This is a genomic window from Nonomuraea sp. B208 (assembly GCF_057536035.1).
Window position 1 is genome coordinate 912,161 of record NZ_BAAJOU010000010.1, and the last position, 20,354, is coordinate 932,514.

Here is a 20,354-nt window from a genome sequence, read left to right on the forward strand (position 1 = left end):
TATCTCTCTAGAGAGGTGCGCCAGACCGTGGATCAGGCGATACCGCTATGACAAGCGCGTGCCATGGCCTAAGCTGCCACGCAAGCCGGAGCGCAAGAGCCGGGGCGCCGCCGTCCTGAAGGGGCGGGCGCGAGACCGTGGCGCGCGAGCGGCCGACCACCTGCGCGTGCGGGCCCTGTCAGCGGATCGGCCTGCAAGGAGGCCCATGACCGTCACACAGGCCGCACCGCTCGTCAAGACGTCCGCGAGCCGGCCGGGCGAGCGCCGCTGGTCCGTCCTGGCGCTGCTCTGCCTGGCGCTGCTGCTCATCACGGTGGACGCGACGGTTCTGCACATCGCGGTGCCCGCGCTCACCGCCGCGCTCGAACCGAGCGCGGTGCAGCTCCTGTGGATCATCGACGTCTACTCGCTCGTCGTCGCGCCGCTGCTCATCATGTTCGGCACGCTCGGCGACAAGTACGGACGCAAACGCCTGGTCCTGTGCGGTTTCGTGCTGTTCGGCCTGGCCTCGGCCGGGGCCGCGTTCGCCCCGACGCCGCTGACGCTGATCCTGGCCAGGGCGCTGCTCGGCGTCGGCGGCGCGATGATCATGCCGGCCACGCTCTCGCTCATCCGCCAGGTCTTCACCGACCGGCGCGAGCGGGCCGTCGCGCTCGGCATCTGGAGCGCGGTGGCCGCGGCCGGCGCCGCCGTCGGGCCGCTCGTCGGCGGGGTGCTGGTCGGCTTCTGGTGGGGCGCGGTCTTCCTGATCAACGTGCCGATCCTGCTCGTGCTGCTGCCCGCCGCCGTCCGCCTGCTGCCCGACTCGCCCGTACGCAGGGACCGCCCCTGGGACGCCGCCGGCGCGGCGCTGTCGGTCGTCGGCCTCCTCGCGCTGGCCTTCGGGCTCAAGGAGGCCGGTTCGGGCACCCTCATGCCGATGTGGGCGTCGCTGCTGGTGTTCCTGGCGGGCGCCGGGCTGCTCGTCGCCTTCGTCCGGCGGCAGCGGCGGCTGGCCGTGCCGCTGCTGGAGCTCGGGCTGTTCCGGCGGCGGGAGTTCACCACCGGCGTCACCGGGGTGCTGCTCGGCGTCTTCGCGCTGGTCGGGCTCCAGCTCATGCTCGCCCAGTACCTGCAGCTCGTGCTCGGCGACAGCCCGGTGCGCGCGGCGGTGCGCATGCTGCCGCTGGTGCTGTCGGCGATCTGCGGCGGGCTCGCGGCGGCCCACATCCTGCCGCGCCTCGGCCTGCGGGCCACGATGAGCGGCGGGCTCGGGCTGGTCGCGCTGGCCCTCACCCCCACGCTGAGCTGGGGCGTCGAAGGGCACCCCGTGATGCTGGCCGTCTGCTTCGTCGGCATCGGGTTCGGGGTGCAGGTGGCGCTGCTGGCCGCCTCCGACACCATCATGTCCGCGGTCCCCGAGTCCAGGGCGGGAGGGGCGGCGGCCATCGAGGAGACCGCGTACGAGCTGGGCGCCGGCCTCGGCGTCGCCGTGCTCGGCACCGTCACCGCCATCGCCTACGCCCCCGCGCTGACCGCCGTGCCCGGGGTCCCCGCGACCCGCATGGACGAGGCCCGCCAGTCCCTGGCCTCGGCCGCGCACGTCGCCCACCAGGTGGGCGGCAGCGCGGGCCGGGCGCTGCTCGACACCGCCCGGTGGGCCTTCGTCAACGCCCTGCACACGACCGTCGTCGTGAGCGTCGTCCTGCTGAGCCTGACGGCCGTCGCGGTGGCCGTGCTGCTCCGCCGTCCTTGAGGTGTGCCATGTCCCGTACCGGGCAGTCAACTAGCGTGAAACAGGTCTCCCGTGATGTCGCGGCCTTAGTCGCCCGCCTGTGCGTGGGCGGGATCTTCTTCGCCAACGGATGGGCCAAGCTGGAGGACGGCCTGAAGCTCACCGGCTCCAAGTTCCTGGAGCAGGGCGCGCCCGCGCCGCAGGCATGGGCCACGGTCACGATGCTCGCCGAGCTCATCGGCGGGGCGCTGCTGATCGCCGGGCTGGCGGTCTCCGTCACGGGACTGTTCCTCTTCGCCGAGGCGCTGGCGGTCTTCCTCGTCGCGCCGCCGCTCAACCCGATCACCGTGAACGAGATCGTCCTGCTCGGCGCGGCGTCACTGCTGCTGGCCGTGGTGGGGGCCGGGCGGGTGTCGGTCGACCACATGGTGGTGATCCGGCGGCGGGAGGCGGCGGCGGCCGACGAGTTCGCCGCCGACCACGACGCCGAGCGGGTCATCGCGTCCTTCCGCGACCCGGACGCCCCGGCGCGGCCCGCCGGCGAGGCAGGCGCGGCCGGGGAGGCCGGGGAGGCCGGGGAGCCCCCTGCCCCCGCCGAAGCACAGCAGGAGGCGCCGCCCGCCGACCCGCCCGCTGGGCGCTCCGCCACCGAGGACACCGCACCGCACCCGCGCCCGCGCGCCGCCGCTCCCAAGCGCACCGAGGAGCGGGCCCCCGCCCCGGGCGACACGCTGGTCGCCGGGCGCAAGAAGCCCGCCGCCCGGAGCAGGCGCACGTCCGACGAGTGAGGGCCGGGGTCACATCTCCGCGGTGAGCCGGGCCACCACCCGCATCTTGTTCATCGCGTCCAAGGCCGCCACCTTGTACGACTCCGCCAATGTCGGATAGTTGAAAACGGCGTTCACCAGGTAGTCCACGGTGCCGCCGCACCCCATGACGGTCTGCCCGATGTGCACCAGCTCCGTCGCGCCCGTGCCGAACACGTGCACGCCGAGCAGCCGCCGGTCCTCCGAGGACACCAGCAGCTTGAGCATGCCGTACGAGTCGCCGATGATCTGCCCCCTGGCCAGCTCCCGGTAGCGCGAGATCCCCACCTCGAACGGCACCTTCTCCCGCGTCAGCTCGTCCTCCGACTTCCCGACGAAGCTGATCTCCGGGATCGTGTAGATGCCGATGGGCGTCAGCTCGGCCAGCTCCTCGACCGGCTCGCCGCAGGCGTGCTGGGCGGCCACCCGGCCCTGCTCCATCGAGGTCGCCGCGAGCGCGGGGAAGCCGATCACGTCCCCCACGGCGTAGATGTGCGGGACGGCGGTGGCGTAGTTGTCGTCCACCTGGATCCGGCCGCGCCGGTCGGCCGCCAGGCCCGCGGCCTCCAGGCACAGCTCGGCGGTCTTGCCCTGGCGGCCGGCCGAGTACATCACGCAGTCGGCGGGGATCCTCTTCCCGCTCTCCAGCACGGTCAGCGCGCCGCTGCCGCGCCGCTCGACGGCCGCCACGTTCTCGCCGAACCTGAAGGTGACCGCCAGGTCGCGCAGGTGGTACTTCAGCGCCTCGACGATCTCCAGGTCGCAGAACTCCAGCATGCGCTCGCGCCGCTCCACCACCGTCACCTTCGTGCCGAGCGCGGCGAACATGGAGGCGTACTCGATGCCGATCACGCCGGCCCCGACGACCACCAGCGTCTCCGGCACCCGCTCCAGCCGCAGGATCGCGTCGGAGTCGATCACCGTACGGTCGTCGAACTCCACGCTGTCCGGCCGGGCCGGCGAGGTGCCGGTGGCGATCACGATCCGGTCGGCGGTGATCTTCATCTCGGCGCCGTCGTCGTCGCCGCTCACGCCGATCGTGTGCGGGTCGAGGAAGCGGCCGGTGCCGTGCAGCACGGTCACGTGGTTGCGGGCGAGCTGGCTGCGGATCACCTGGATCTCGCGGCCGATCACGTGCTGGGTGCGCATGCCGAGGTCGGTGACCGTGATCTCGTCCTTGACGCGGTAGCTGGCGCCGTACAGCTCGCGCTGGTTGAGCCCGGTGAGGTAGAGCACCGCCTCGCGCAGCGTCTTGGAGGGGATCGTGCCCGTGTTGATGCACACGCCGCCGATCATGTGCCGTTTCTCGATCACGGCGACGCGCCGGCCGAGCTTCGCCGCGGCGATCGCGGCCTTCTGTCCGCCCGGCCCGGAGCCCAGGACAACTACGTCAAAGTCCGCCACAACGTACAGTGTGCGGTCCGGCTGCACCGCGCGGAAAGCCCCGTCTGCCAGACTCCGGAGTATGTTGCGCGCCTTCGCCCAGGTCGACGTGTTCTCCGCCACTCCCTGTCTCGGCAACGCGCTCGCGGTCGTGCTGGAGGCCGACGGGCTCGGCACCGAGGAGATGCGGCGCTTCGCCGCATGGACCAACCTGTCCGAGACCACCTTCGTCCTGCCGCCCACCAGCCCCGAGGCCGACTACCGGGTACGGATCCTCACCCCGGCACAGGAGCTGCCCTTCGCCGGGCACCCCACGCTCGGCACCTGTCACGCCTGGCTGGAGGCCGGGGGCACGCCGCGCGACCCCGGCGAGATCGTCCAGGAGTGCGGGGCGGGACTCGTACGGGTGCGGCCGACCGGCGAAGGCCTGGCGTTCCGGGCGCCGCCGCTGATCCGCTCGGGCCCCGTGGAGGAGCCGCTGCTGGCGAGCATCGCCGAGGCCCTCGGCATCCCCAGGGACGACGTCGTGGACGCCGAATGGGCCGACAACGGCCCCGGCTGGGTGGCGCTGCTGCTCGCCGACGCCGAGTCGGTGCTCGCGCTGCGGCCGGGCACGGTGCCGTGCGACGTGGGCGTGGCGGGTCCTCACCCGGCGGGGTCGGACCTCGCGTACGAGGTGCGCGCCTTCTTCCCGCACCAGGGCGCCACCGTCGAGGACCCGGTCACCGGCAGCCTCAACGCCTCGCTGGCCCAGTGGCTGCTGCGCACCGGCCGCGTCACGGCCCCGTACGTCGCCGCCCAGGGCACCGCGATCGGCCGCGCCGGCCGGGTGCGGATCGACGCCGACGACAGCGGGAACGTGTGGGTCGGCGGGTCGACCGTCACCTGCATCGCCGGCCGCGTGGAGCTGTGAGCCGTCTCAGCGCTCCCGCCCGAGGGTGAAGCGCACCTCGTCGCCCGGACGGAGCTGCGCGGCCACCGCCAGGTCGGCCGCGCGCAGCACGGCGATCACCGGATAGCCGCCGGTCGGCGGATGGTCGGCGAGGAAGACGATCGGCTGCCCGCTCGGCGGCACCTGGACCGCGCCCGTCACCATGCCCTCGCTCGGCAGCTCGCCCGCCTTCGCCCGCGCCAGCTCCGGGCCGCGCAGCCGCACGCCGACCCGGTTGCTGTCCTGCGTCACGGCGTAGGGAGCCGTGCACAGCTCCGCGAGCGCCTCCGGCGCGAACCAGTCGTCGCGTGGCCCCGGCAGCACCCGCAGCACGGCCGGCCCGAGCTCCGGCAGCGGCGCGTAGTCCGCCACGAGCCCGCCCACGGCGGGCCCCACGGGCAGCCGCGTGCCCGCCCGCAGCGGCTCGGGGCCGAGCCCCGACAGCGAGTCGGTGGACCGGCTGCCCAGCACCGGCGGCACCGCGATCCCGCCCCGAACCGCCAGGTACGTCCGCAGCCCCCGCGAGGGCACTCCCAGCCGCAGCTCCGCCCCTGCCGGCACCCAGAACGGCGCCCCCATGCCCGCCCCGCGTACCGGCCCCGCCTGCACCGGCGCGCCCGCCAGCGCCGCCCACGCGCCCGCGAGGAAGCGCAGCCGCGCCGAGCCGAAGGTCAGCTCGATGCCCGCCAGCCCCTCGGGGTTGCCCACCAGGCGGTTCGCCAGCCTCAGACTCGCCACGTCGGCCGCCCCGGACCCCGGCACCCCCAGGTGGGCGAAGCCGGGCCGGCCGAGATCCTGGACGCTCGCGTACGGGCCGGGCGAGATGACCTCGATCACGCGGCCTCGAACCTCACCCGCGTGCCAGGACGGAACGGCGTCGGCGGATCGGCCGCCACGTCCCACACCCGCAGCGTGGTGTGCCCGAGCAGCCGCCACCCGCCCGGCGACGCGCTCGGGTAGACCGCCGAGTAGGGCCCGGCGACCGCCACGGACCCGGCGGGCACCGAGGTGCGCGGCGTGCCCAGCCGGGGCACGTGCAGCACCGGGTCCAGCCCCGTGAGGTACGCGAACCCCGGCGCGAACCCCAGCCACCCCACCACCAGCTCGCGCCCCGCGTGCCGGGCGACCACCTCGTCCACGCCGACGCCCGCCAGCTCCGCCACCTGCTCCAGGTCGGCCCCGTCGTAGACCACCGGGACGGTCACCACCGGCGCCTCGGCGGCCGGCCCGGCGTCGGGCGTCCTGTCGCGTTCCCTGGCCAGCACGTCCGCCAGCCGCTCGCGCAGCCGTTCGCGGTCGCCGCCGGGAGCCACCACCAGCACGGTGCCGGGCCCGGGGACGATCTCCACGACCCGGTCGGGCCGCTCGCGCCGCAGGGCGGCGTCCACGCGGTGCGACAGCTCCAGCGAGCCCGTCTCGACCAGCAGCCCGTGCTCGCCCGCCAGGCGGATCATGTGAACGCCTGCAGGACCACCCCGGCCGCCAGCAGCACGTCCCGCACCTCCTGCGCCAGCCGGACGGCCCCGGGTGTGTCGCCGTGGACGCAGATCGAGCGCGCCCCGATCGGCACGGAGCTGCCGTCGACGGCCGTCACCGCGCCCTTGACCGCCATCTCCAGTGCCCGCGCGGACACCTCCGCCGGGTCGTGGATCACCGCGCCCTCCTCCCTGCGCGGCACCAGCGTCCCCTCCGGCGTGTACGCCCGGTCGGCGAACGCCTCGCTCACCGTCGGCACGCCCGCCGCGGCGGCCACCTCGTGCACGACCGAGCCGGGCAGCGTGAGCACCGGCAGCGTGACGTCGTAGTCGGCCACCGCGTCGATCACGGCGGCCGCCTGCTCCCGGTCGCGCACGACACGGTTGTAGAGCGCGCCGTGCGGCTTGACGTACGACACCCGCCCGCCCATCGCCCGCGCGATGCCGTCGACCGCCGCGAGCTGGTAGAGGACCTCCGCGCACAGCTCCTCGGGCTCGACGTCCATGGCCCGCCGGCCGAAGCCCGCGAGGTCGCGGTAGGACACCTGGGCGCCGATCGCCACACCCCGGTCGACGGCCGCCGCGCAGGTGCGCCTGATCGTCACCGGGTCGCCCGCGTGGAAGCCGCAGGCCACGTTGGCGCTCGTGACGATGTCGAGGAGCGCGAGGTCGTCGCCGAGCCGCCAGATCCCGAAGCTCTCGCCGAGATCGGCGTTGAGGTCAATCACCATGGCACCATCATGCTGAGTCGCCGCCGTTCCGGCAGGCCGAACACCGGCGCGGACCGGCCCCGCCCGTCAGATCTCGTCTGGGATGTCGGCGATGTCGTCGAGGGCCGCGGCGAGCTCGTCAGGGTCGCCGCCGATCCGCTCGGCGATCTCGATGAGCACGTGCAGCACGTCGTGCCGGTCGTGGCCGAGGTCGAGCAGGCGCTGGGCGGCCTCCCAGAGCTGCGGCGGGTCGCCCTCCCACAGCCGGGTCGCGATCTCCTCGTGCCAGGCCAGGTGCTCCTGGTCGATCGCGCCGCCGTGGTCGATCTCCAGCAGCGTGCGCCGGTCGGCCTCGTCGGAGGGGTTGAGCTTGTCGAGGTCGATCCCGTTGTGCACGCCCTGCAGATAGGGGAACGCGAAGGCCCGCCTGGCCAGCGCCGACAGGTCGCCGTCGGGCAGCAGCCGCTCCAGCAGCGGCCGGTCGAGCCCGAACGTCGTCGGGTCGCGGTAGGCCTCGGGGAACTTGCCCGTCGCCTCCCACACGGCGTCGAGCGTGGCCCGCAGCCCCTGCTCGGGCAGGCCCGTGCGGCGCGCGGCGAAGCGCACCCACGCCGACAGCACGTGCGGCATGGCGTCCTGCTCGGCCGCGCTCAGCATGACCTTGCGCGGCAGCCAGTCGAGCAGGAACGTCTCGCACTTGGTCGGGCTGACCCGCAGCGGCCGGTTGAAGTCCTGCTCGCAGCCGTAGTCGATGATGTGGTCGGCGCAGCGCGAGGCCGCGGAGGGGTCGGACAGGTGCTCGGCCGCGTCGGAGGCCAGGAACTCGGCCGCCAGCATGGCCCGCCGCTCCCTGCTGTAGGGGGCCTCGATGTGCAGCGGCGCCGGGCGCTTGCGGCCCGGGGGCAGCGCCTTCAGCCGGGCGCGGGCGAAGGCGTGGTAGGCGCTGTAGCTGTCACTCACCGGCGGGGGCGTCTTGGGCTCCCTGGTGGCCTTCATGGCCGAGTCGAGCAGCGCCCTGGCCTGCTCGGGCTGGATCTCCTCGAACAGCAGCATCGGGTTGCCCGCCGCCTCGGCCCTCGCCTGCTCCAGCAGCTTGTCGACCTGGGAGGACACCCAGGCGTCGCGGGCCATGCCGCTCATGTTGTAGTCGACGACCACGACCAGCGCGTGCCGGTCGGTCGGGTCGGATGCCTCGTTCCAGCGGTAGGCGAAGGTGCAGATGACGGTGTCCTGGTCGCCGTAGGCGTCGCGGGAGACGTAGCAGCCGGCCGGCTTGACCGCGCCCACCTTGTCGGCCCAGCCGGGCCGCGCCACGCCCGACTCCATCATCGCCAGCGCCGCGCCCTCGGCCTTGGCGCCCTGGCGGGCGGTGCCGAGGTAGGCGAGGCAGATCAGCAACGTGAGCGAGGCGGGGTTGCCGGCCTTGGCGGCGTAGTCGACCAGCCCCTCGCCGAGCACCTGCTCCACGTCGCCGCCCCGGACCCGTCGGCCCCACCAGGCCCCGATCATGTCGGAGACCATCAGCTCCGCGTCGAGCGGCGTGCGCACGGCCAGCAGCTCGCGGGCCGCCGTCACCATCTCCTTGAACACGTCGTCGGGCGGGGTGCTCTCCCGGGGATCTCGTCGGTGTCGGCGCACACCCTCACTCTCTCGTATTCCAGGCGCAAACGGTGCGGAGAACTCGGCCTGGTAACCCCGATGTTATCGGGGATCTCAGCGTTTGCCGGAGTCTCGGTGTTGCCGGAGTCTCAGTGTTGCCGGAGTCTCAGCGCGGGTCGCGCGGCGGCGGCGCCGAGTTGACGATCGCGAGCAGGTGCTCGCGCGCGATGCGCTCCACGATCTCGGGCGTCGCCGAGACGCCCAGATGCCGGGCGCACGCGCAGACATCGGCCACGCAGCGGTCGATGATGTCCACGGGTACGGTCAGGAACTCTTCGGCCAGCCGGAGACTGACCGGTTCGCGCAGGAACCGTGTGGCCAGAGCGAGCATAGGTGTCAGATTCCTCTGGAAGCCCGGGGGCAAACCCTCAGGAACGTGTGCTGGGCGACTTGCGCTCTCATTTCATCCTTTCTCGGACGGGTGTCAAGCCTCCGCGACGCCTGTGTTCACTTCACCCGGCGCCCATCCATGCCAAGCTGTCTCCATGCGCATCCAGCTCGCCCAGAAGAGCGAGGCGGACGAGCTCCTCGGCCGCAATCCCCTCGCCCTGCTCGTCGGCATGCTCCTCGACCAGCAGATCCCCATGGAATGGGCGTTCACGGGGCCGCACACCATCGCCGAGCGGCTGGGAGGCGACCTCACGGCCGAGCGCATCGCCTCGTATGATCCTGAGGCGTTCGCCGCGCTGCTCGCCGAGAAGCCGGCCGTGCACCGCTACCCCAAGGCCATGGCGGCCAGGGTCCAGGCGCTCGCGGCCCACCTCGTCGAGCACTACGACGGGCGGCCCGAGAACATCTGGGCCGGGGCACCCGACGGCAAGGAGTTGTTGAAACGACTCATGGCCCTTCCGGGATACGGCAAGCAGAAGGCCCAGATTTTTTTGGCATTGCTGGGGAAGCAGTTGGGTGTTCAACCTTCAGGCTGGCGTGAGGCGGCGGGAGCCTATGGCGAGGAGGGTTCACACCGGTCGGTGGCCGACGTCGTCGACGCCGAGAGCCTGGTCCGCGTACGTGCCGCCAAGCAGGAGGCCAAGCGCGCGGCCAAGGCCGAGTAGCTGCGCTGTAACCTGATCTTGCTGCGCGACGTGGAGCGATTTTGACAGGATGCGTTGACCTTAGGGGCGACCGGGCCGCGGCGGGGGCTTCCGTCCGCACATGCCCATCGCCGATGATGTACTGCAGGATCCGGTCGCCCGGAGCTGTGCTACACCCAGACACGACTATGGAGATGTGCCGCGTGGGAGACCCTGGCACGCGACGGAGGTGCGGACGATGAGCGCCGAGACCTCCGTTCCCCGTCCCCGGGAGTCGGATGTGGACATCTCAGACTCCGCCCTCTTCCAGGGCATGCTGTCCGAGGCCGAGTTCGCCTTCGCGTTCTTCGACGGCGACGGCCGCGTCCAGCGCGTCAACGACGTCTTCTGCGGCGCCGTCGTCAACGTGCCCGAGGAGCGCCTGGTCGGCCGGCAGCCGGTCGAGGTGCTGACCGCAGACCTCAGCCAGATCATCACCCACGCCGTGCAGGCCGTCATCGAGACCGACGCGCCGGTCACCGAGGGGCGCGTCCGCGTGCGCTCGGCCGAGGGCGACACCCGGCACTGGTCGCTGTCGTTCTCGCCGGTCCACGACGACTCGGGCGAGCTGCGCGCCGTCGCGCTCGTCGGCATGGACGTCACCGAGAGCCGCCAGACCGAGGAGGCGCTGCGCCGCAGCGAGGAGCGCTACCGCTCGCTGGTCGAGGCGCAGTCCCAGCTCGTCTGGATCACCTCGCCCACGGGCGCCGTCGTCGAGGACGCGCCCCAGTGGCGCGCCATCACCGGCCAGGGCCTGGAGGAATACCTCGCCAACGGCTGGCTGGAGGTCGTGCACCCCGAGGAGCGCCAGCAGACCGAGGAGGCCTGGCGGGAGGCGCTGCGCGGGCGCACCATGTTCGAGTGGAACTACCGCGTGCGCACCCGGGCCAGCGGCTACCGGCACTTCGAGGTGCGCGCCGTGCCGATCATCCGGCACGGCAGGGTCGTGGAGTGGGTCGGCGCCAACACCGACGTCACCCCGCAGCGCGAGGCCGAGGAGATGCGCGGCAGGCTGACCGACCAGCTCGGCGCCGCCGCCCTGCGCACCGCCCGGCTGCAGGGAGCCACCGCCATGCTCGCCGAGGCGCTGACCGTCGAGCAGGTCGTGCAGGTCATCATCGACGTGGGCCGCACCGCCCTGGCCGCCGACCGCTCGGCCGTGGCGCTGCTCGACACCGACCGCGCCGCGCTCAAGCTCATCAACGGCGAGGGCATCCCCGAGGCGTCTGGCGCCTCCGGCGAGGAGATCCCGCTGTCCAGCTCCAGCGTCATGACCATGGCGGTCAACAGCCGCCGCCCGGTCTTCGCCGAGTCGCCCGACAGCCTGCGGTCCCAGCTGCTCGAGGCGGGCGGCGACGCGGAGGTGCTGGCCAACTACCTCGCGAGCAGCGACGAGCGGGCCTGGGTGGGCCTGCCGCTGCTCGCCGCGGGCCGCGCGCTGGGAGCGCTCCGATTCTCCTTCACCCGCCCGCAGAAGATCTCTCAGGAGGACGGCGTCTTCCTGGAGGCGCTGGCCGGCCAGTGCGCGCTGGCGGTCGAGCGGGCCACCCTGTTCGAGCGCGAGCACCGCACCGCCGAGACGCTGCAGCGCAGCCTGCTGCCCGACCGGCTGCCCGTGATCAAGGGCCTGGAGCTGGCCCAGCGCTTCCGCTCGGGCAGCCGCCACGTCCAGGTCGGAGGCGACTGGTACGACGCGTTCGTCCTCCAGGACGGGCGGGTCGCGGCGGTCGTCGGCGACGTCATGGGCAAGGGCGTCAAGGCCGCGGCCGGCATGGGCCGCATCCGCAACGCCATGCGCGCCCTGGCGCTGACCAACCCGCCGCCCGCGGCCGTCCTCACCGGCCTCGACCGCGTCTTCGAGGCCACCGAGGAAGAGGAGCAGGTCACCACCCTGGCCTACATGGTCGTCGAGCCCGTCACCGGTGAGGGCACGCTGGCGCTGGCCGGCCACCCGCCGCCCGTGCTGGTCTCGCCGCAGGGCACCGCGATCCTGTGCGACGGCGAGCCGGGCACGCCGCTGGGCTGGCCGACCAGCCGTCGGCAGTTCCGGTTCGTGGTGCCGCCCGGACACACCGCCGTGCTCTACTCCGACGGTCTCGTGGAGAACCGCAAGCGCGGGCTGGACGCCGGACTCGCGGACCTTTGCAGTGTTGTGACCGAAGCGCCGCCTGAGGTCGTGAAGAGTCCTCACATGTTGCTGGACTTCCTGGTTGACCGGATGTTGTCTGGATATGAACAGGATGATGACGTTACCGCGCTCGCAATTCACGTTCCGCCAGCCACGAAGAGTGACTGAATGAAACAGTCATAACGGTTGCTTTCGGGTATCAGTGCCCCGCTTACGTACGCACTACTGCCTTGGTCGGCCTAGGGTGGAGGTCAACCGCCGGGAGGTGGCCGTATGGAGTGCGGGGTCGTGCCACAATGCTGTGCAGGTCCGTCGCGGTCCGCACGGCCTCACCGATCTCCGAGAGAGGCAACAGCCCCCCAGCGGGCATCTGGGTCCATTGTCGCCACGCGTTCGTTCGAGAGGTGTTCGTGTCGCCTGCAAGTTCGACTCGCTCGAAGCCACAAGAGCTGAACGAGCCCGTCATTCAGCGACTGCTCGAGCGTGGGCGCTCGCAGGGTTTCCTCGAGTCTGAGGATGTCCGTCAGGCCTTCGAGGAGGCGGACATCCCCATGTCGCACGCCGCCGCGTTCTTGCGGAACCTCAGCAAAGAGGGCGTGACCGTGGTGGTGACCGCCGCGGATTCGGCTGCGCCGAAGAAGTCTCGTGGTCCAGCAAAGCGCCGCACCGCCGCCCCCGTCAAGACCAAGACGGCGGCGGCCGCCAAAGAGCAGCAGCCCGAGACCGTGACCGCGGTCGTCGGCGCCGCAGAAGCCGAGCCGGCCGCCAAGAAGGCGGCCCCCGCGAAGAAGGCCGCTCCGGCGGCCAAGAAGGCCGCGGCACCCGCCGCCGCCAAGAAGGCCGAGCAGAAGACCGCAGCTGGGCCTGCCGACACCAAGCCGAAGGCTCCCGAGGGCGCGCGCGGCGAGACCGACGAGGTCGAGGACCTCGAGCTTGACGGCGACGTGGAGCTGGAGGACCTCGAGGACCTCGACGTCGAGGACATCGTCGAGGAGGACTCCGACGCCGAGGGCGACAGCGAGGACTCCGACGACGAGGAGACCGACGAGCCCAAGGCCGCCGAGATCGCCGCGACGCAGAAGACCGAGGACGAGGTCCTCATCCTCTCCGACGACGACGATGACGCCCCCGTCGCCCAGGTGGCGGCCGCGGGCGCCACCGCCGACCCGGTGAAGGACTACCTCAAGCAGATCGGCAAGGTCCCGCTGCTCAACGCCGAGCAGGAGGTCGAGCTCGCCAAGCGCATCGAGGCCGGCCTGTTCGCCGAGGAGCAGCTGGGCAGCGGCGAGGCCGACGGCCTGCCGGTCGACGTCCGCGCCGAGCTGGAGTGGATCGCCGAGGACGGCCGCCGCGCCAAGAACCACCTGCTGGAGGCCAACCTCCGGCTCGTGGTCTCGCTGGCCAAGCGCTACACCGGCCGCGGCATGCTCTTCCTCGACCTGATCCAGGAGGGCAACCTCGGCCTCATCCGGGCCGTGGAGAAGTTCGACTACACCAAGGGCTACAAGTTCTCCACCTACGCCACGTGGTGGATCCGGCAGGCGATCACGCGAGCCATGGCCGACCAGGCGCGGACCATCCGCATCCCGGTCCACATGGTCGAAGTGATCAACAAGCTGGCCCGCGTCCAGCGGCAGATGCTGCAGGACCTCGGCCGCGAGCCCACGCCGGAAGAGCTCGCCCGTGAGCTGGACATGACGCCCGAGAAGGTCGTCGAGGTCCAGAAGTACGGGCGCGAGCCCATCTCCCTCCACACGCCGCTGGGCGAGGAGGGCGACAGCGAGTTCGGCGACCTCATCGAGGACTCCGAGGCCATCGTTCCGGCCGACGCCGTCAGCTTCACGCTGCTCCAGGAGCAGCTGCACTCCGTTCTCGACACGTTGTCGGAGCGGGAGGCGGGCGTCGTGTCGATGCGCTTCGGGCTCACCGACGGGCAACCCAAGACGCTGGACGAGATCGGCAAGGTCTACGGGGTCACCCGTGAGCGCATCCGCCAGATCGAGTCCAAGACCATGTCCAAGCTCCGTCACCCGTCCCGCTCCCAGGTGCTGCGCGACTACCTGGACTGAGCACTTCCGCCAGGCACACCAGAAGGGGGCTCCACCGGTCCGATGGCCGGCGGAGCCCCCTTCTGCTGTTCCCGGCCCCCGACATCGCCGGGGACCGGATCCGTGTCAGAAGTCGTCGTGGTAGTAGCCGGCGGCCCTGGCCTCCTTCCGCGTGCAGAAGAACCTCTTGTGGAACGGCGTCACCGCGTAGTCCTCCTCCCCGGGGACCAGGTAGCCCGGGGCCGCGCCGTCACTGCCGACGACGGGCAGGCCACCGCACCTGATCACGTGGTAGGGGTAATGGGTCATCCCGCCGACCAGCGGCGCGACCGGTGCGAGCGCGTACACCGCCACGGCCGCGACCAGCGCGCGCAGCCAGTCCGGCCGGAAGCGCAGCAGGGCGAGCAGGATCAGACCTGCGAGGTAGGCCAGCGTGAACAGCACCAGGTAAGCCACCGCGAACAGCGCCCACGACCGGCCACGCAACGCGACGATCACCGCGACCACGCCCAGTGCGGGCACCCCGATGACGAACGCGGCCAGCCACGCGCTCGCTCGTTGAAACGACCTCATGTGTGATCGGATGACCGGATTCGTTCGTTGGTTCTCGGGCGTGGCCAGGCCCTTCCTCGTGTCGGCGTCAGGACAGATGGACGTCCAGGGTCCAGGGACGCGCGGGCCGGGGTGGGGGAGTGAGCTCGACCGCGCGGCCGAGCTCGGTGAGGATCTTGGCCAGCTCCTCGGGCGACGACGGGACGGTGTCGTGCAGGAACAGGTCGCGGGCGATCTCGCCGCGGGTGGCCTTGGCCATGTGGCTGACGACCTTGCCGCCGCGGAAGACGCGCACCGCCACCGACCGCTCGCCCGGCTGCCACGCGCCCGCGTACGTCGCCGAGCGCATGTCCACCACCAGCCCCGGCACCGGGTCGAGCGCCTTGGCGAGCAGGGGCCGCCAGAAGGCCGACAGCCCGCCGAGCGGCGGCAGGCTCACGCCCATCGACAGCCGGTAGGGCGGGATCCGGTCGTCGATCCGCACCACGCCCCACAGCCCCGAGAAGATCAGCACCGATTCCTCGGCCCGCCGGCGCGCCTCGCCCTCCAGCGTGCCGAGCCCCAGGTTGTCGTACAGGACGCCGGTGTAGAGCTCGGCGGCGGGCAGCGTGGGGGCGGTCTTCAGCGCGGTGTTCTTGTCCAGCTCGCCGGCCAGGCCGGGCGTCAGCCCGAGCACGTCGAGGGCGTCGCGGCGCTTGGAAGCGCGGACGAGCGCGTTCAGCACCCGCCGGCGGGCCCGGTCGAGCGCGGGGAAGGACAGCTCGCCGACGGGCGGGCCGCTTCCCTCCGGGGCCTTGCCCTCGGACGGGGGCAGCAGTGTCAACACAGGTCACTAGCTTATGGGCGACCTGGTCCGGCCCTGGTCGTGACCCGTCGGCTACGCTGCGCTGGTGGATTTCGACCGACTTGTCCATGAAGCGTGGCCGGCGTACGAGCAACACGAGCACGACGGGTGGGTGCTCCGGTACGCGGGCGGCGTGACCAAGCGGGCCAACTCGGTGCTGCCGCTCGGCCGTCCGGCCGACCTGGTCGCCGCGATCGCGGCCGCCGAGGCGTTCTACGGCGACCGCGACCTGCGCCCGGCCTTCTCGATGGGGCCCGGCGCCATGCCCGGCCTGGACGAGGAGCTGGAGCGCCGGGGGTACGAGCTGGTCGATCCCACCCTTGTGATGACCGCCGGGTCGCTCGCCCCGTGGCGCGGGGAGCGTGTCAGGATCGAGGACCAGCCGTGGGCCGACTGGCTCGACACCTGGTGGGCCGTGGACGGCCGGTACGAGAGCGGCCTCGCCCACGCCGCCCGCGTCTGCGCCGGGGTCCCCGCGTGGTACGCCGCCTACGAGGAGCACGGCGAGACCCTGGCCGTGGGCCGGGCCGTCCCCCAGGGGGACACGCTCGGCGTCTACTGCATGGCGACCCGCCCGGAGGCGCGCCGGCGCGGCCTGGCGCGCACGATCCTGCGGGCGCTCGCGCACTACGCGGGGACCGGCTCCGCCTACCTGGTCACCACCGCGCCCAACGAGGCCGCCCAGGCGTTGTACCGCAGCGAGGGCTTCGAGGTGGCCGCGCGCTACCACTACCGGGTGCGCTGAACCCGGATGTGACAAGGATCACAGCAAGCAGAACGGCCACCCCGGGCAGACCCGAGGTGGCCGTTCTGTTGGATATATGCGGTTATGTCGAAACGACAGGCACTGTGGATCAGCGCTCGCCGTCGGGGGCGTTCGTCGGGGTCTTGCTGAGTCGAGCCGACTCGTCCAGGATGTCGGCGCCCTTCTCACGCAGCGCCGCGATGTGCTGACGCCCGTGGTGGGCGCAGAACAGCAGCTCCCCGCCTACCGGCAGGGTTGCGCGAATGTAGGCCTGGGCGCCGCAACGGTCGCAGCGGTCGAGGGCCGTCAGCGGCTTAACGGGGGCGAGTGCTCCAGTCACGTATCGCCTTTCGGGTCACCCCCGCCGAAGCGAGGATCTGGCGTCAGTCACTTGGAACAACATCTAACCGGACGTGGGCCTTCCCAACCTCCCCCGCTGTACGCCGAGAGCGGAATGTGTCCGAAAGTAATGAGGATCAGCCGGTTGGTAACGAGAAACATGCCGCCGTGGCAAGCTTGTACGCGTGCGCAAGGGAAGAACGGTAAGCTGCGCACACGTGTTCGGATGCTCAACACCCGGGGAGCTGGAGTGACGCTAGTGGAGGCGGGTTACACAGCTCGTCACCTGTCGGTGCTTGAGGGCCTCGAAGCGGTCCGCAAGCGCCCGGGCATGTACATCGGGTCCACCGACAGCCGCGGGCTGATGCACTGCCTCTGGGAGATCGTGGACAACGGCGTCGACGAGGCGCTGGCGGGCTACTGCGACCGCATCGAGGTCGAGCTCTACGCCGACGGCTCGATCGAGGTCCGCGACAACGGCCGCGGCATTCCCGTGGACGTCGAGCCCAAGACCGGCCTGGCCGGCGTCGAGCTCGTCTACACCAAGCTGCACGCGGGCGGCAAGTTCGGCGGCGGCTCCTACGGCGCGTCGGGCGGCCTGCACGGCGTCGGCGCCTCGGTGGTCAACGCCCTGTCGGCGCGGCTCGACGTCGAGGTCGACCGCGACGGGCGGGTCCACGAGATCAGCTTCCGGCGCGGCGTCACCGGCGTCTTCGACGGCGACGGGCCCACGGCGAAGTTCAGGAAGAAGTCCGGCCTGCGCCTCGGCGACAAGCTCCCCGCGGGCGCCACCGGCACCCGGGTGCGCTTCTGGGCCGACAAGCAGATCTTCCTGCCCGACGCCGAGGTCTCGCTCGACGAGATCCACGTGCGGCTGCGGCAGACCGCGTTCCTGGTGCCCGGCCTCACCCTGGTGGTCTACGACAGCAGGCACGAGGAGCGCATCGAGGAGGAGTTCCGCTTCGAGGGCGGCATCTCCGAGTTCGCCGAGTTCCTGGCCCGCGACGAGCCGGTCTGCGACGTGCTGCGGCTGCAGGGCGTCGGCCACTTCCACGAGACCGTGCCGGTCCTCGACGACCAGGGCCACATGACGCCCACCGAGGTCCAGCGCGAGCTGAGCGTCGACGTGGCGATCCGCTGGGGCAAGGGCTACGAGTCCACCGTGCGCTCGTTCGTCAACGTGATCGCCACCCCCAAGGGCGGCACCCACCTCACCGGCTTCGAGCGCGGCCTGCTGCGCACGATCAACGAGGTGCTGCGCGAGACCCGGCTGTTGAAGAACGGCGACGACCCCGTCACCAAGGACGACATCCAGGAGGGCCTGACCGGCGTCGTCACGGTCCGGGTGCCCGAGCCGCAGTTCGAGGGCCAGACCAAGGAGGTGCTCGGCACCTCGGCGGCCACCCGCATCGTCTCCCACGTGGTCTCGCGCGAGCTCAAGGAGCTGTTCGCCAACCCGCCGCGCGGCTACAAGCAGCCGCTGCGGGCCGTGCTTGAGAAGATCGTCGCCGCCGCCAAGGCGCGCATCGCGGCCCGCGAGCACCGCGACAACCAGCGCCGCAAGAGCGCGCTGGAGAGCTCGGCGCTGCCGGCCAAGCTGGTCGACTGCCGCAGCGAGGGCGTCGACCGCAGCGAGCTGTTCATCGTCGAGGGAGACTCCGCGCTCGGCACCGCCAAGCTGGCCCGCGACTCGGAGTTCCAGGCGCTGCTGCCGATCCGCGGCAAGATCCTCAACGTGCAGAAGGCGTCGGTGAGCGACATGCTCAAGAACGCCGAGTGCGCCGCCATCATCCAGGTCGTCGGGGCGGGCTCGGGCCGCTCGTTCGACATCGAGGCCGCCCGCTACGGCAAGGTCATCCTCATGGCCGACGCCGACGTCGACGGCGCCCACATCCGCTGCCTGCTGCTCACCCTCTTCTACCGCTACATGCGGCCGATGGTGGAGGCCGGGCGGGTCTTCGCCGCGGTGCCGCCGCTGCACCGCATCGAGCTCACCAACCCGGGGCGCGGCAAGGACAAGTACATCTACTGCTACTCCGACGCGGAGCTGCAGAAGGTGCTGCGCGACCTGGAGCGGCGCGGCAAGCGCTGGAAGGACCCGGTGCAGCGCTACAAGGGCCTCGGTGAGATGGACGCCGACCAGCTCGCCGAGACCACGATGGACCCGCGCCACCGGATCCTGCGCCGGGTGCGCATCGAGGACGCCGAGGCGGCCGAGCGCATCTTCAACCTCCTGATGGGCAGCGACGTCGCGCCGCGGCGCGAGTTCCTCGTCACCAGCGCGGCCGAGGTCGACCGCGACGCGATCGACGCCTGACACGCCGACCGCGACGCGTTCGACGCCTGACACGCCGAGCGCGACGCGTTCGACGCCTGAAAGGCCCTTCAGGTCGTCCGGAAAGTTGTGCCCCTCCCCAGGTGTGGGGGAGGGGCTGTTCGCGCGCTCACGACGCCCTGACGGCCCTGTCGGGCGATCTCCGGCGCGCCCGTCCGAGGTCGTTCAGTAGTCGACGGGGGAGAGCCGGCCGGTGCGGACGTCGTAGATGGCGCCGGCCACCGGCATTCCGGTCGGCAGGAACGGGCTCGTCCTGATGCGGGTCAGGTCGTGCCGCAGCGCCGCCCACTGGTCGGGCACCGTGTGGAAGTCGAGGCTGCGGGTGTCGACGCCGCGCTCGGCGGTGAGGTCGTGGATGTCGGCGTCGGTGACCTTGGTCATCCCGCAGTCGGTGTGGGGCATGACCAACACGCGCTCGACGCCGAGCACGTAGACGCCCACCACGAGGGTGCGCAGCACGTCGTCGGTGACGCGGGCGCCGGCGTTGCGGAGGATCTTGGCGTCGCCCGGTTTGAGCCCGAGCAGCCCGAGGGGGTCGATCCGGGAGTCCATACAGGTCACCACGCCCAGCCCACGGGCGGCGCGGCCGGTGAGATCGGAGCTTCCGAACTCCTTGGCGAACTCAGCGTTGGCGGCAAACAGGTCGTCGAACGCACTCATGGCACCGATGATCCCCCATGTCAGAAGGGTGGTCGTCACCGGGGGGCGGACGACACGCGCCCGACTTCGCAAACCTCCCACGAAAACATGTCACCATGCGTGATGATGTCGTAGCCCAAAGTGCGTAGCCCGCGTACTCAGCCCAATGGACGTGATCGAAGAAGGTCTGTCGTGAGTAGGTCAGAATCGCTCGCCGCGTATCTCCGTGCCCAGGCCCGGCGGAGCCTCGACCGGGTCGAGGCCAACGACGGCGGCCGCAACGCCCGGTGCGCGCTGGCCCTCCTCGACACCGCCGCCTACGCGGCCGGCCTGCCCGAGGACGACCCGCTGCTGCTCCTGCTGGAGGAGGCGGGCTGTTTCGGCCCGCTGGGAGGCGAGGAGTTCGATCCGGGGGAGGCCGGCACCCGGCTGATCCGGCGCTGGGAGGGCGGCGAGCCGCGGGAGCTGCTGCTGTCCCTGCCGGCCGTGATCGCCGTCTGAGCGGGATCCGGCCGGCGAGGTGTGCCGGATCACCGATCGGGTAACGGTTCCCGTCCCCCCGGCGGGACCCCTTCGACGCCTGAGAGGTGACCGATGAGCGGCATCGCGCAATTCCGTACCGTCGTGCTCGACACGCCCGACCCCAAGGGCCTGGCCGAGTTCTACTCCCAGCTGCTGGGCTGGCCGATCACGTCCGCCGAGGACGACTGGGTGGTGATCAGCGACGGCGGCGCGCCCAAGCGCCTCGCCTTCCAGCTCGCCCCCGACCTGCGGCCCAGCACCTGGCCCGACCCCGAACGGCCGCAGCAGATCCACCTGGACCTCCTGGTGAGCGACCTCGACGAGGCCGAGAAGCGGGTGCTGGAGATCGGCGCGGTCAAGCACGAGCACCAGCCGGACGAGGAGGACGATGATTTCCGGGTCTTCCTCGATCCGGCCGGGCACCCGTTCTGTCTCTGCCTGAGCTGACCCC

20 protein-coding genes are annotated in these 20,354 nt (G+C 71.8%); 10 read left to right on the forward strand and 10 right to left on the reverse strand.

All coding sequences use genetic code 11. The annotated features are described in order from the left end of the window. The first annotated feature begins 205 nt into the window (after positions 1–205). Both AC27IY_RS09575 and AC27IY_RS09580 read left to right on the forward strand, forming a co-directional pair. Positions 206–1,735: an MFS transporter gene (locus AC27IY_RS09575; protein WP_423450973.1), complete on the forward strand. Its 1,530-nt coding sequence runs from the start codon at positions 206–208 to the stop codon at positions 1,733–1,735. Positions 1,736–1,770: 35 nt separating this feature from the next. Next, the gene (locus tag AC27IY_RS09580; protein ID WP_487177691.1) at positions 1,771–2,502 is read left to right on the forward strand and encodes a DoxX family protein; all 732 of its coding nucleotides are present in this window, start codon (positions 1,771–1,773) and stop codon (positions 2,500–2,502) included. 9 nt (positions 2,503–2,511) lie between these two features. Here AC27IY_RS09580 and sthA read toward each other — a convergent pair whose 3' ends face one another. Continuing rightward, a complete protein-coding gene (sthA, locus tag AC27IY_RS09585) occupies positions 2,512–3,924 on the reverse strand; it encodes a Si-specific NAD(P)(+) transhydrogenase (RefSeq protein ID WP_344212733.1) in 1,413 nt (470 codons plus the stop codon). 61 nt (positions 3,925–3,985) lie between these two features. On the opposite strand from sthA, the gene AC27IY_RS09590 reads away from it, so the two are divergent. After that, on the forward strand, positions 3,986–4,816 hold the full coding sequence (locus tag AC27IY_RS09590) for a PhzF family phenazine biosynthesis protein (RefSeq protein WP_487177692.1): 831 nt from the start codon (positions 3,986–3,988) through the stop codon (positions 4,814–4,816). A gap of 6 nt (positions 4,817–4,822) precedes the next feature. Here AC27IY_RS09590 and AC27IY_RS09595 read toward each other — a convergent pair whose 3' ends face one another. From AC27IY_RS09595 to AC27IY_RS09615, 5 genes are all read right to left on the reverse strand, one after another. Next, a complete protein-coding gene (locus tag AC27IY_RS09595) occupies positions 4,823–5,671 on the reverse strand; it encodes a 5-oxoprolinase subunit C family protein (RefSeq protein ID WP_487177693.1) in 849 nt (282 codons plus the stop codon). Further along, positions 5,668–6,288 (reverse strand): 5-oxoprolinase subunit B family protein, encoded by a 621-nt coding sequence (locus tag AC27IY_RS09600; protein ID WP_423450969.1) that lies wholly within the window; start codon positions 6,286–6,288, stop codon positions 5,668–5,670. Before AC27IY_RS09600 ends, AC27IY_RS09595 begins: the two co-directional genes overlap by 4 nt. Beyond that, the gene (locus AC27IY_RS09605) at positions 6,285–7,040 is read right to left on the reverse strand and encodes a LamB/YcsF family protein (protein WP_364443851.1); all 756 of its coding nucleotides are present in this window, start codon (positions 7,038–7,040) and stop codon (positions 6,285–6,287) included. Before AC27IY_RS09605 ends, AC27IY_RS09600 begins: the two co-directional genes overlap by 4 nt. 66 nt (positions 7,041–7,106) lie before the next feature. Next, positions 7,107–8,597: a hypothetical protein gene (locus AC27IY_RS09610; RefSeq protein ID WP_344212821.1), complete on the reverse strand. Its 1,491-nt coding sequence runs from the start codon at positions 8,595–8,597 to the stop codon at positions 7,107–7,109. Positions 8,598–8,784: 187 nt separating this feature from the next. Beyond that, the gene (locus tag AC27IY_RS09615; RefSeq protein WP_329592331.1) at positions 8,785–9,009 is read right to left on the reverse strand and encodes a hypothetical protein; all 225 of its coding nucleotides are present in this window, start codon (positions 9,007–9,009) and stop codon (positions 8,785–8,787) included. A 154-nt stretch (positions 9,010–9,163) separates the two neighbouring features. On the opposite strand from AC27IY_RS09615, the gene AC27IY_RS09620 reads away from it, so the two are divergent. The 3 genes from AC27IY_RS09620 to AC27IY_RS09630 all read left to right on the forward strand — a co-directional run bounded on the left by AC27IY_RS09620 (position 9,164) and on the right by AC27IY_RS09630 (position 13,948). Further along, positions 9,164–9,733, forward strand: a complete 570-nt coding sequence (locus AC27IY_RS09620; RefSeq protein WP_364443855.1) for an HhH-GPD-type base excision DNA repair protein — start codon at positions 9,164–9,166, stop codon at positions 9,731–9,733. Between the two features lie 217 nt (positions 9,734–9,950). Next, positions 9,951–12,047, forward strand: coding sequence for a SpoIIE family protein phosphatase (locus AC27IY_RS09625; RefSeq protein WP_487177694.1), 2,097 nt, complete (start codon positions 9,951–9,953; stop codon positions 12,045–12,047). A 242-nt stretch (positions 12,048–12,289) separates the two neighbouring features. Continuing rightward, on the forward strand, positions 12,290–13,948 hold the full coding sequence (locus tag AC27IY_RS09630; protein ID WP_344212719.1) for an RNA polymerase sigma factor: 1,659 nt from the start codon (positions 12,290–12,292) through the stop codon (positions 13,946–13,948). Between the two features lie 105 nt (positions 13,949–14,053). Here AC27IY_RS09630 and AC27IY_RS09635 read toward each other — a convergent pair whose 3' ends face one another. Together AC27IY_RS09635 and AC27IY_RS09640 are read right to left on the reverse strand one after the other, a co-directional pair. After that, positions 14,054–14,500 (reverse strand): hypothetical protein, encoded by a 447-nt coding sequence (locus AC27IY_RS09635; RefSeq protein ID WP_487177695.1) that lies wholly within the window; start codon positions 14,498–14,500, stop codon positions 14,054–14,056. Positions 14,501–14,567: 67 nt separating this feature from the next. Beyond that, positions 14,568–15,305, reverse strand: a complete 738-nt coding sequence (locus AC27IY_RS09640; RefSeq protein ID WP_487177696.1) for a YaaA family protein — start codon at positions 15,303–15,305, stop codon at positions 14,568–14,570. A 64-nt stretch (positions 15,306–15,369) separates the two neighbouring features. Here AC27IY_RS09640 and AC27IY_RS09645 point away from each other — a divergent pair, with 64 nt between their 5' ends. Beyond that, positions 15,370–16,068 (forward strand): GNAT family N-acetyltransferase, encoded by a 699-nt coding sequence (locus AC27IY_RS09645; RefSeq protein WP_487177698.1) that lies wholly within the window; start codon positions 15,370–15,372, stop codon positions 16,066–16,068. Positions 16,069–16,177: 109 nt separating this feature from the next. On the opposite strand, the gene AC27IY_RS09650 is transcribed toward AC27IY_RS09645, so the two are convergent. Continuing rightward, positions 16,178–16,408 carry a DUF7455 domain-containing protein gene (locus AC27IY_RS09650; protein ID WP_329592346.1) on the reverse strand — a complete coding sequence of 77 codons (231 nt, stop codon included), beginning with the start codon at positions 16,406–16,408 and terminating at the stop codon, positions 16,178–16,180. Positions 16,409–16,633: 225 nt separating this feature from the next. Between AC27IY_RS09650 and AC27IY_RS09655 the strand changes: the two genes are divergently transcribed. After that, positions 16,634–18,724: a DNA gyrase/topoisomerase IV subunit B gene (locus tag AC27IY_RS09655; protein ID WP_364443868.1), complete on the forward strand. Its 2,091-nt coding sequence runs from the start codon at positions 16,634–16,636 to the stop codon at positions 18,722–18,724. 183 nt (positions 18,725–18,907) lie between these two features. Here the strand turns inward: AC27IY_RS09655 and AC27IY_RS09660 are convergent, their stop codons facing one another. Continuing rightward, the gene (locus AC27IY_RS09660; RefSeq protein WP_487177699.1) at positions 18,908–19,402 is read right to left on the reverse strand and encodes a beta-class carbonic anhydrase; all 495 of its coding nucleotides are present in this window, start codon (positions 19,400–19,402) and stop codon (positions 18,908–18,910) included. A 171-nt stretch (positions 19,403–19,573) separates the two neighbouring features. Here AC27IY_RS09660 and AC27IY_RS09665 point away from each other — a divergent pair, with 171 nt between their 5' ends. Both AC27IY_RS09665 and AC27IY_RS09670 read left to right on the forward strand, forming a co-directional pair. Beyond that, on the forward strand, positions 19,574–19,882 hold the full coding sequence (locus AC27IY_RS09665) for a hypothetical protein (RefSeq protein WP_329592352.1): 309 nt from the start codon (positions 19,574–19,576) through the stop codon (positions 19,880–19,882). Positions 19,883–19,975: 93 nt separating this feature from the next. Further along, positions 19,976–20,350 (forward strand): VOC family protein, encoded by a 375-nt coding sequence (locus AC27IY_RS09670; protein WP_344212705.1) that lies wholly within the window; start codon positions 19,976–19,978, stop codon positions 20,348–20,350. The last annotated feature ends 4 nt before the right edge of the window (positions 20,351–20,354 follow it).

Excerpts from the sequence above, each read along its gene's own strand:
- AC27IY_RS09655 (WP_364443868.1), top strand. The coding sequence starts at position 16,634 with ATGCTCAACACCCGGGGAGCTGGAGTGACGCTAGTGGAGGCGGGTTAC.
- AC27IY_RS09615 (WP_329592331.1), bottom strand. The coding sequence starts at position 9,009 with ATGCTCGCTCTGGCCACACGGTTCCTGCGCGAACCGGTCAGTCTCCGG.
- AC27IY_RS09670 (WP_344212705.1), top strand. The coding sequence starts at position 19,976 with ATGAGCGGCATCGCGCAATTCCGTACCGTCGTGCTCGACACGCCCGAC.
- AC27IY_RS09600 (WP_423450969.1), bottom strand. The coding sequence starts at position 6,288 with ATGATCCGCCTGGCGGGCGAGCACGGGCTGCTGGTCGAGACGGGCTCG.
- AC27IY_RS09625 (WP_487177694.1), top strand. The coding sequence starts at position 9,951 with ATGAGCGCCGAGACCTCCGTTCCCCGTCCCCGGGAGTCGGATGTGGAC.
- AC27IY_RS09605 (WP_364443851.1), bottom strand. The coding sequence starts at position 7,040 with ATGGTGATTGACCTCAACGCCGATCTCGGCGAGAGCTTCGGGATCTGG.
- AC27IY_RS09635 (WP_487177695.1), bottom strand. The coding sequence starts at position 14,500 with ATGAGGTCGTTTCAACGAGCGAGCGCGTGGCTGGCCGCGTTCGTCATC.
- AC27IY_RS09610 (WP_344212821.1), bottom strand. The coding sequence starts at position 8,597 with ATGGTGACGGCGGCCCGCGAGCTGCTGGCCGTGCGCACGCCGCTCGAC.
- AC27IY_RS09620 (WP_364443855.1), top strand. The coding sequence starts at position 9,164 with ATGCGCATCCAGCTCGCCCAGAAGAGCGAGGCGGACGAGCTCCTCGGC.
- AC27IY_RS09660 (WP_487177699.1), bottom strand. The coding sequence starts at position 19,402 with ATGAGTGCGTTCGACGACCTGTTTGCCGCCAACGCTGAGTTCGCCAAG.
- AC27IY_RS09575 (WP_423450973.1), top strand. The coding sequence starts at position 206 with ATGACCGTCACACAGGCCGCACCGCTCGTCAAGACGTCCGCGAGCCGG.
- AC27IY_RS09590 (WP_487177692.1), top strand. The coding sequence starts at position 3,986 with ATGTTGCGCGCCTTCGCCCAGGTCGACGTGTTCTCCGCCACTCCCTGT.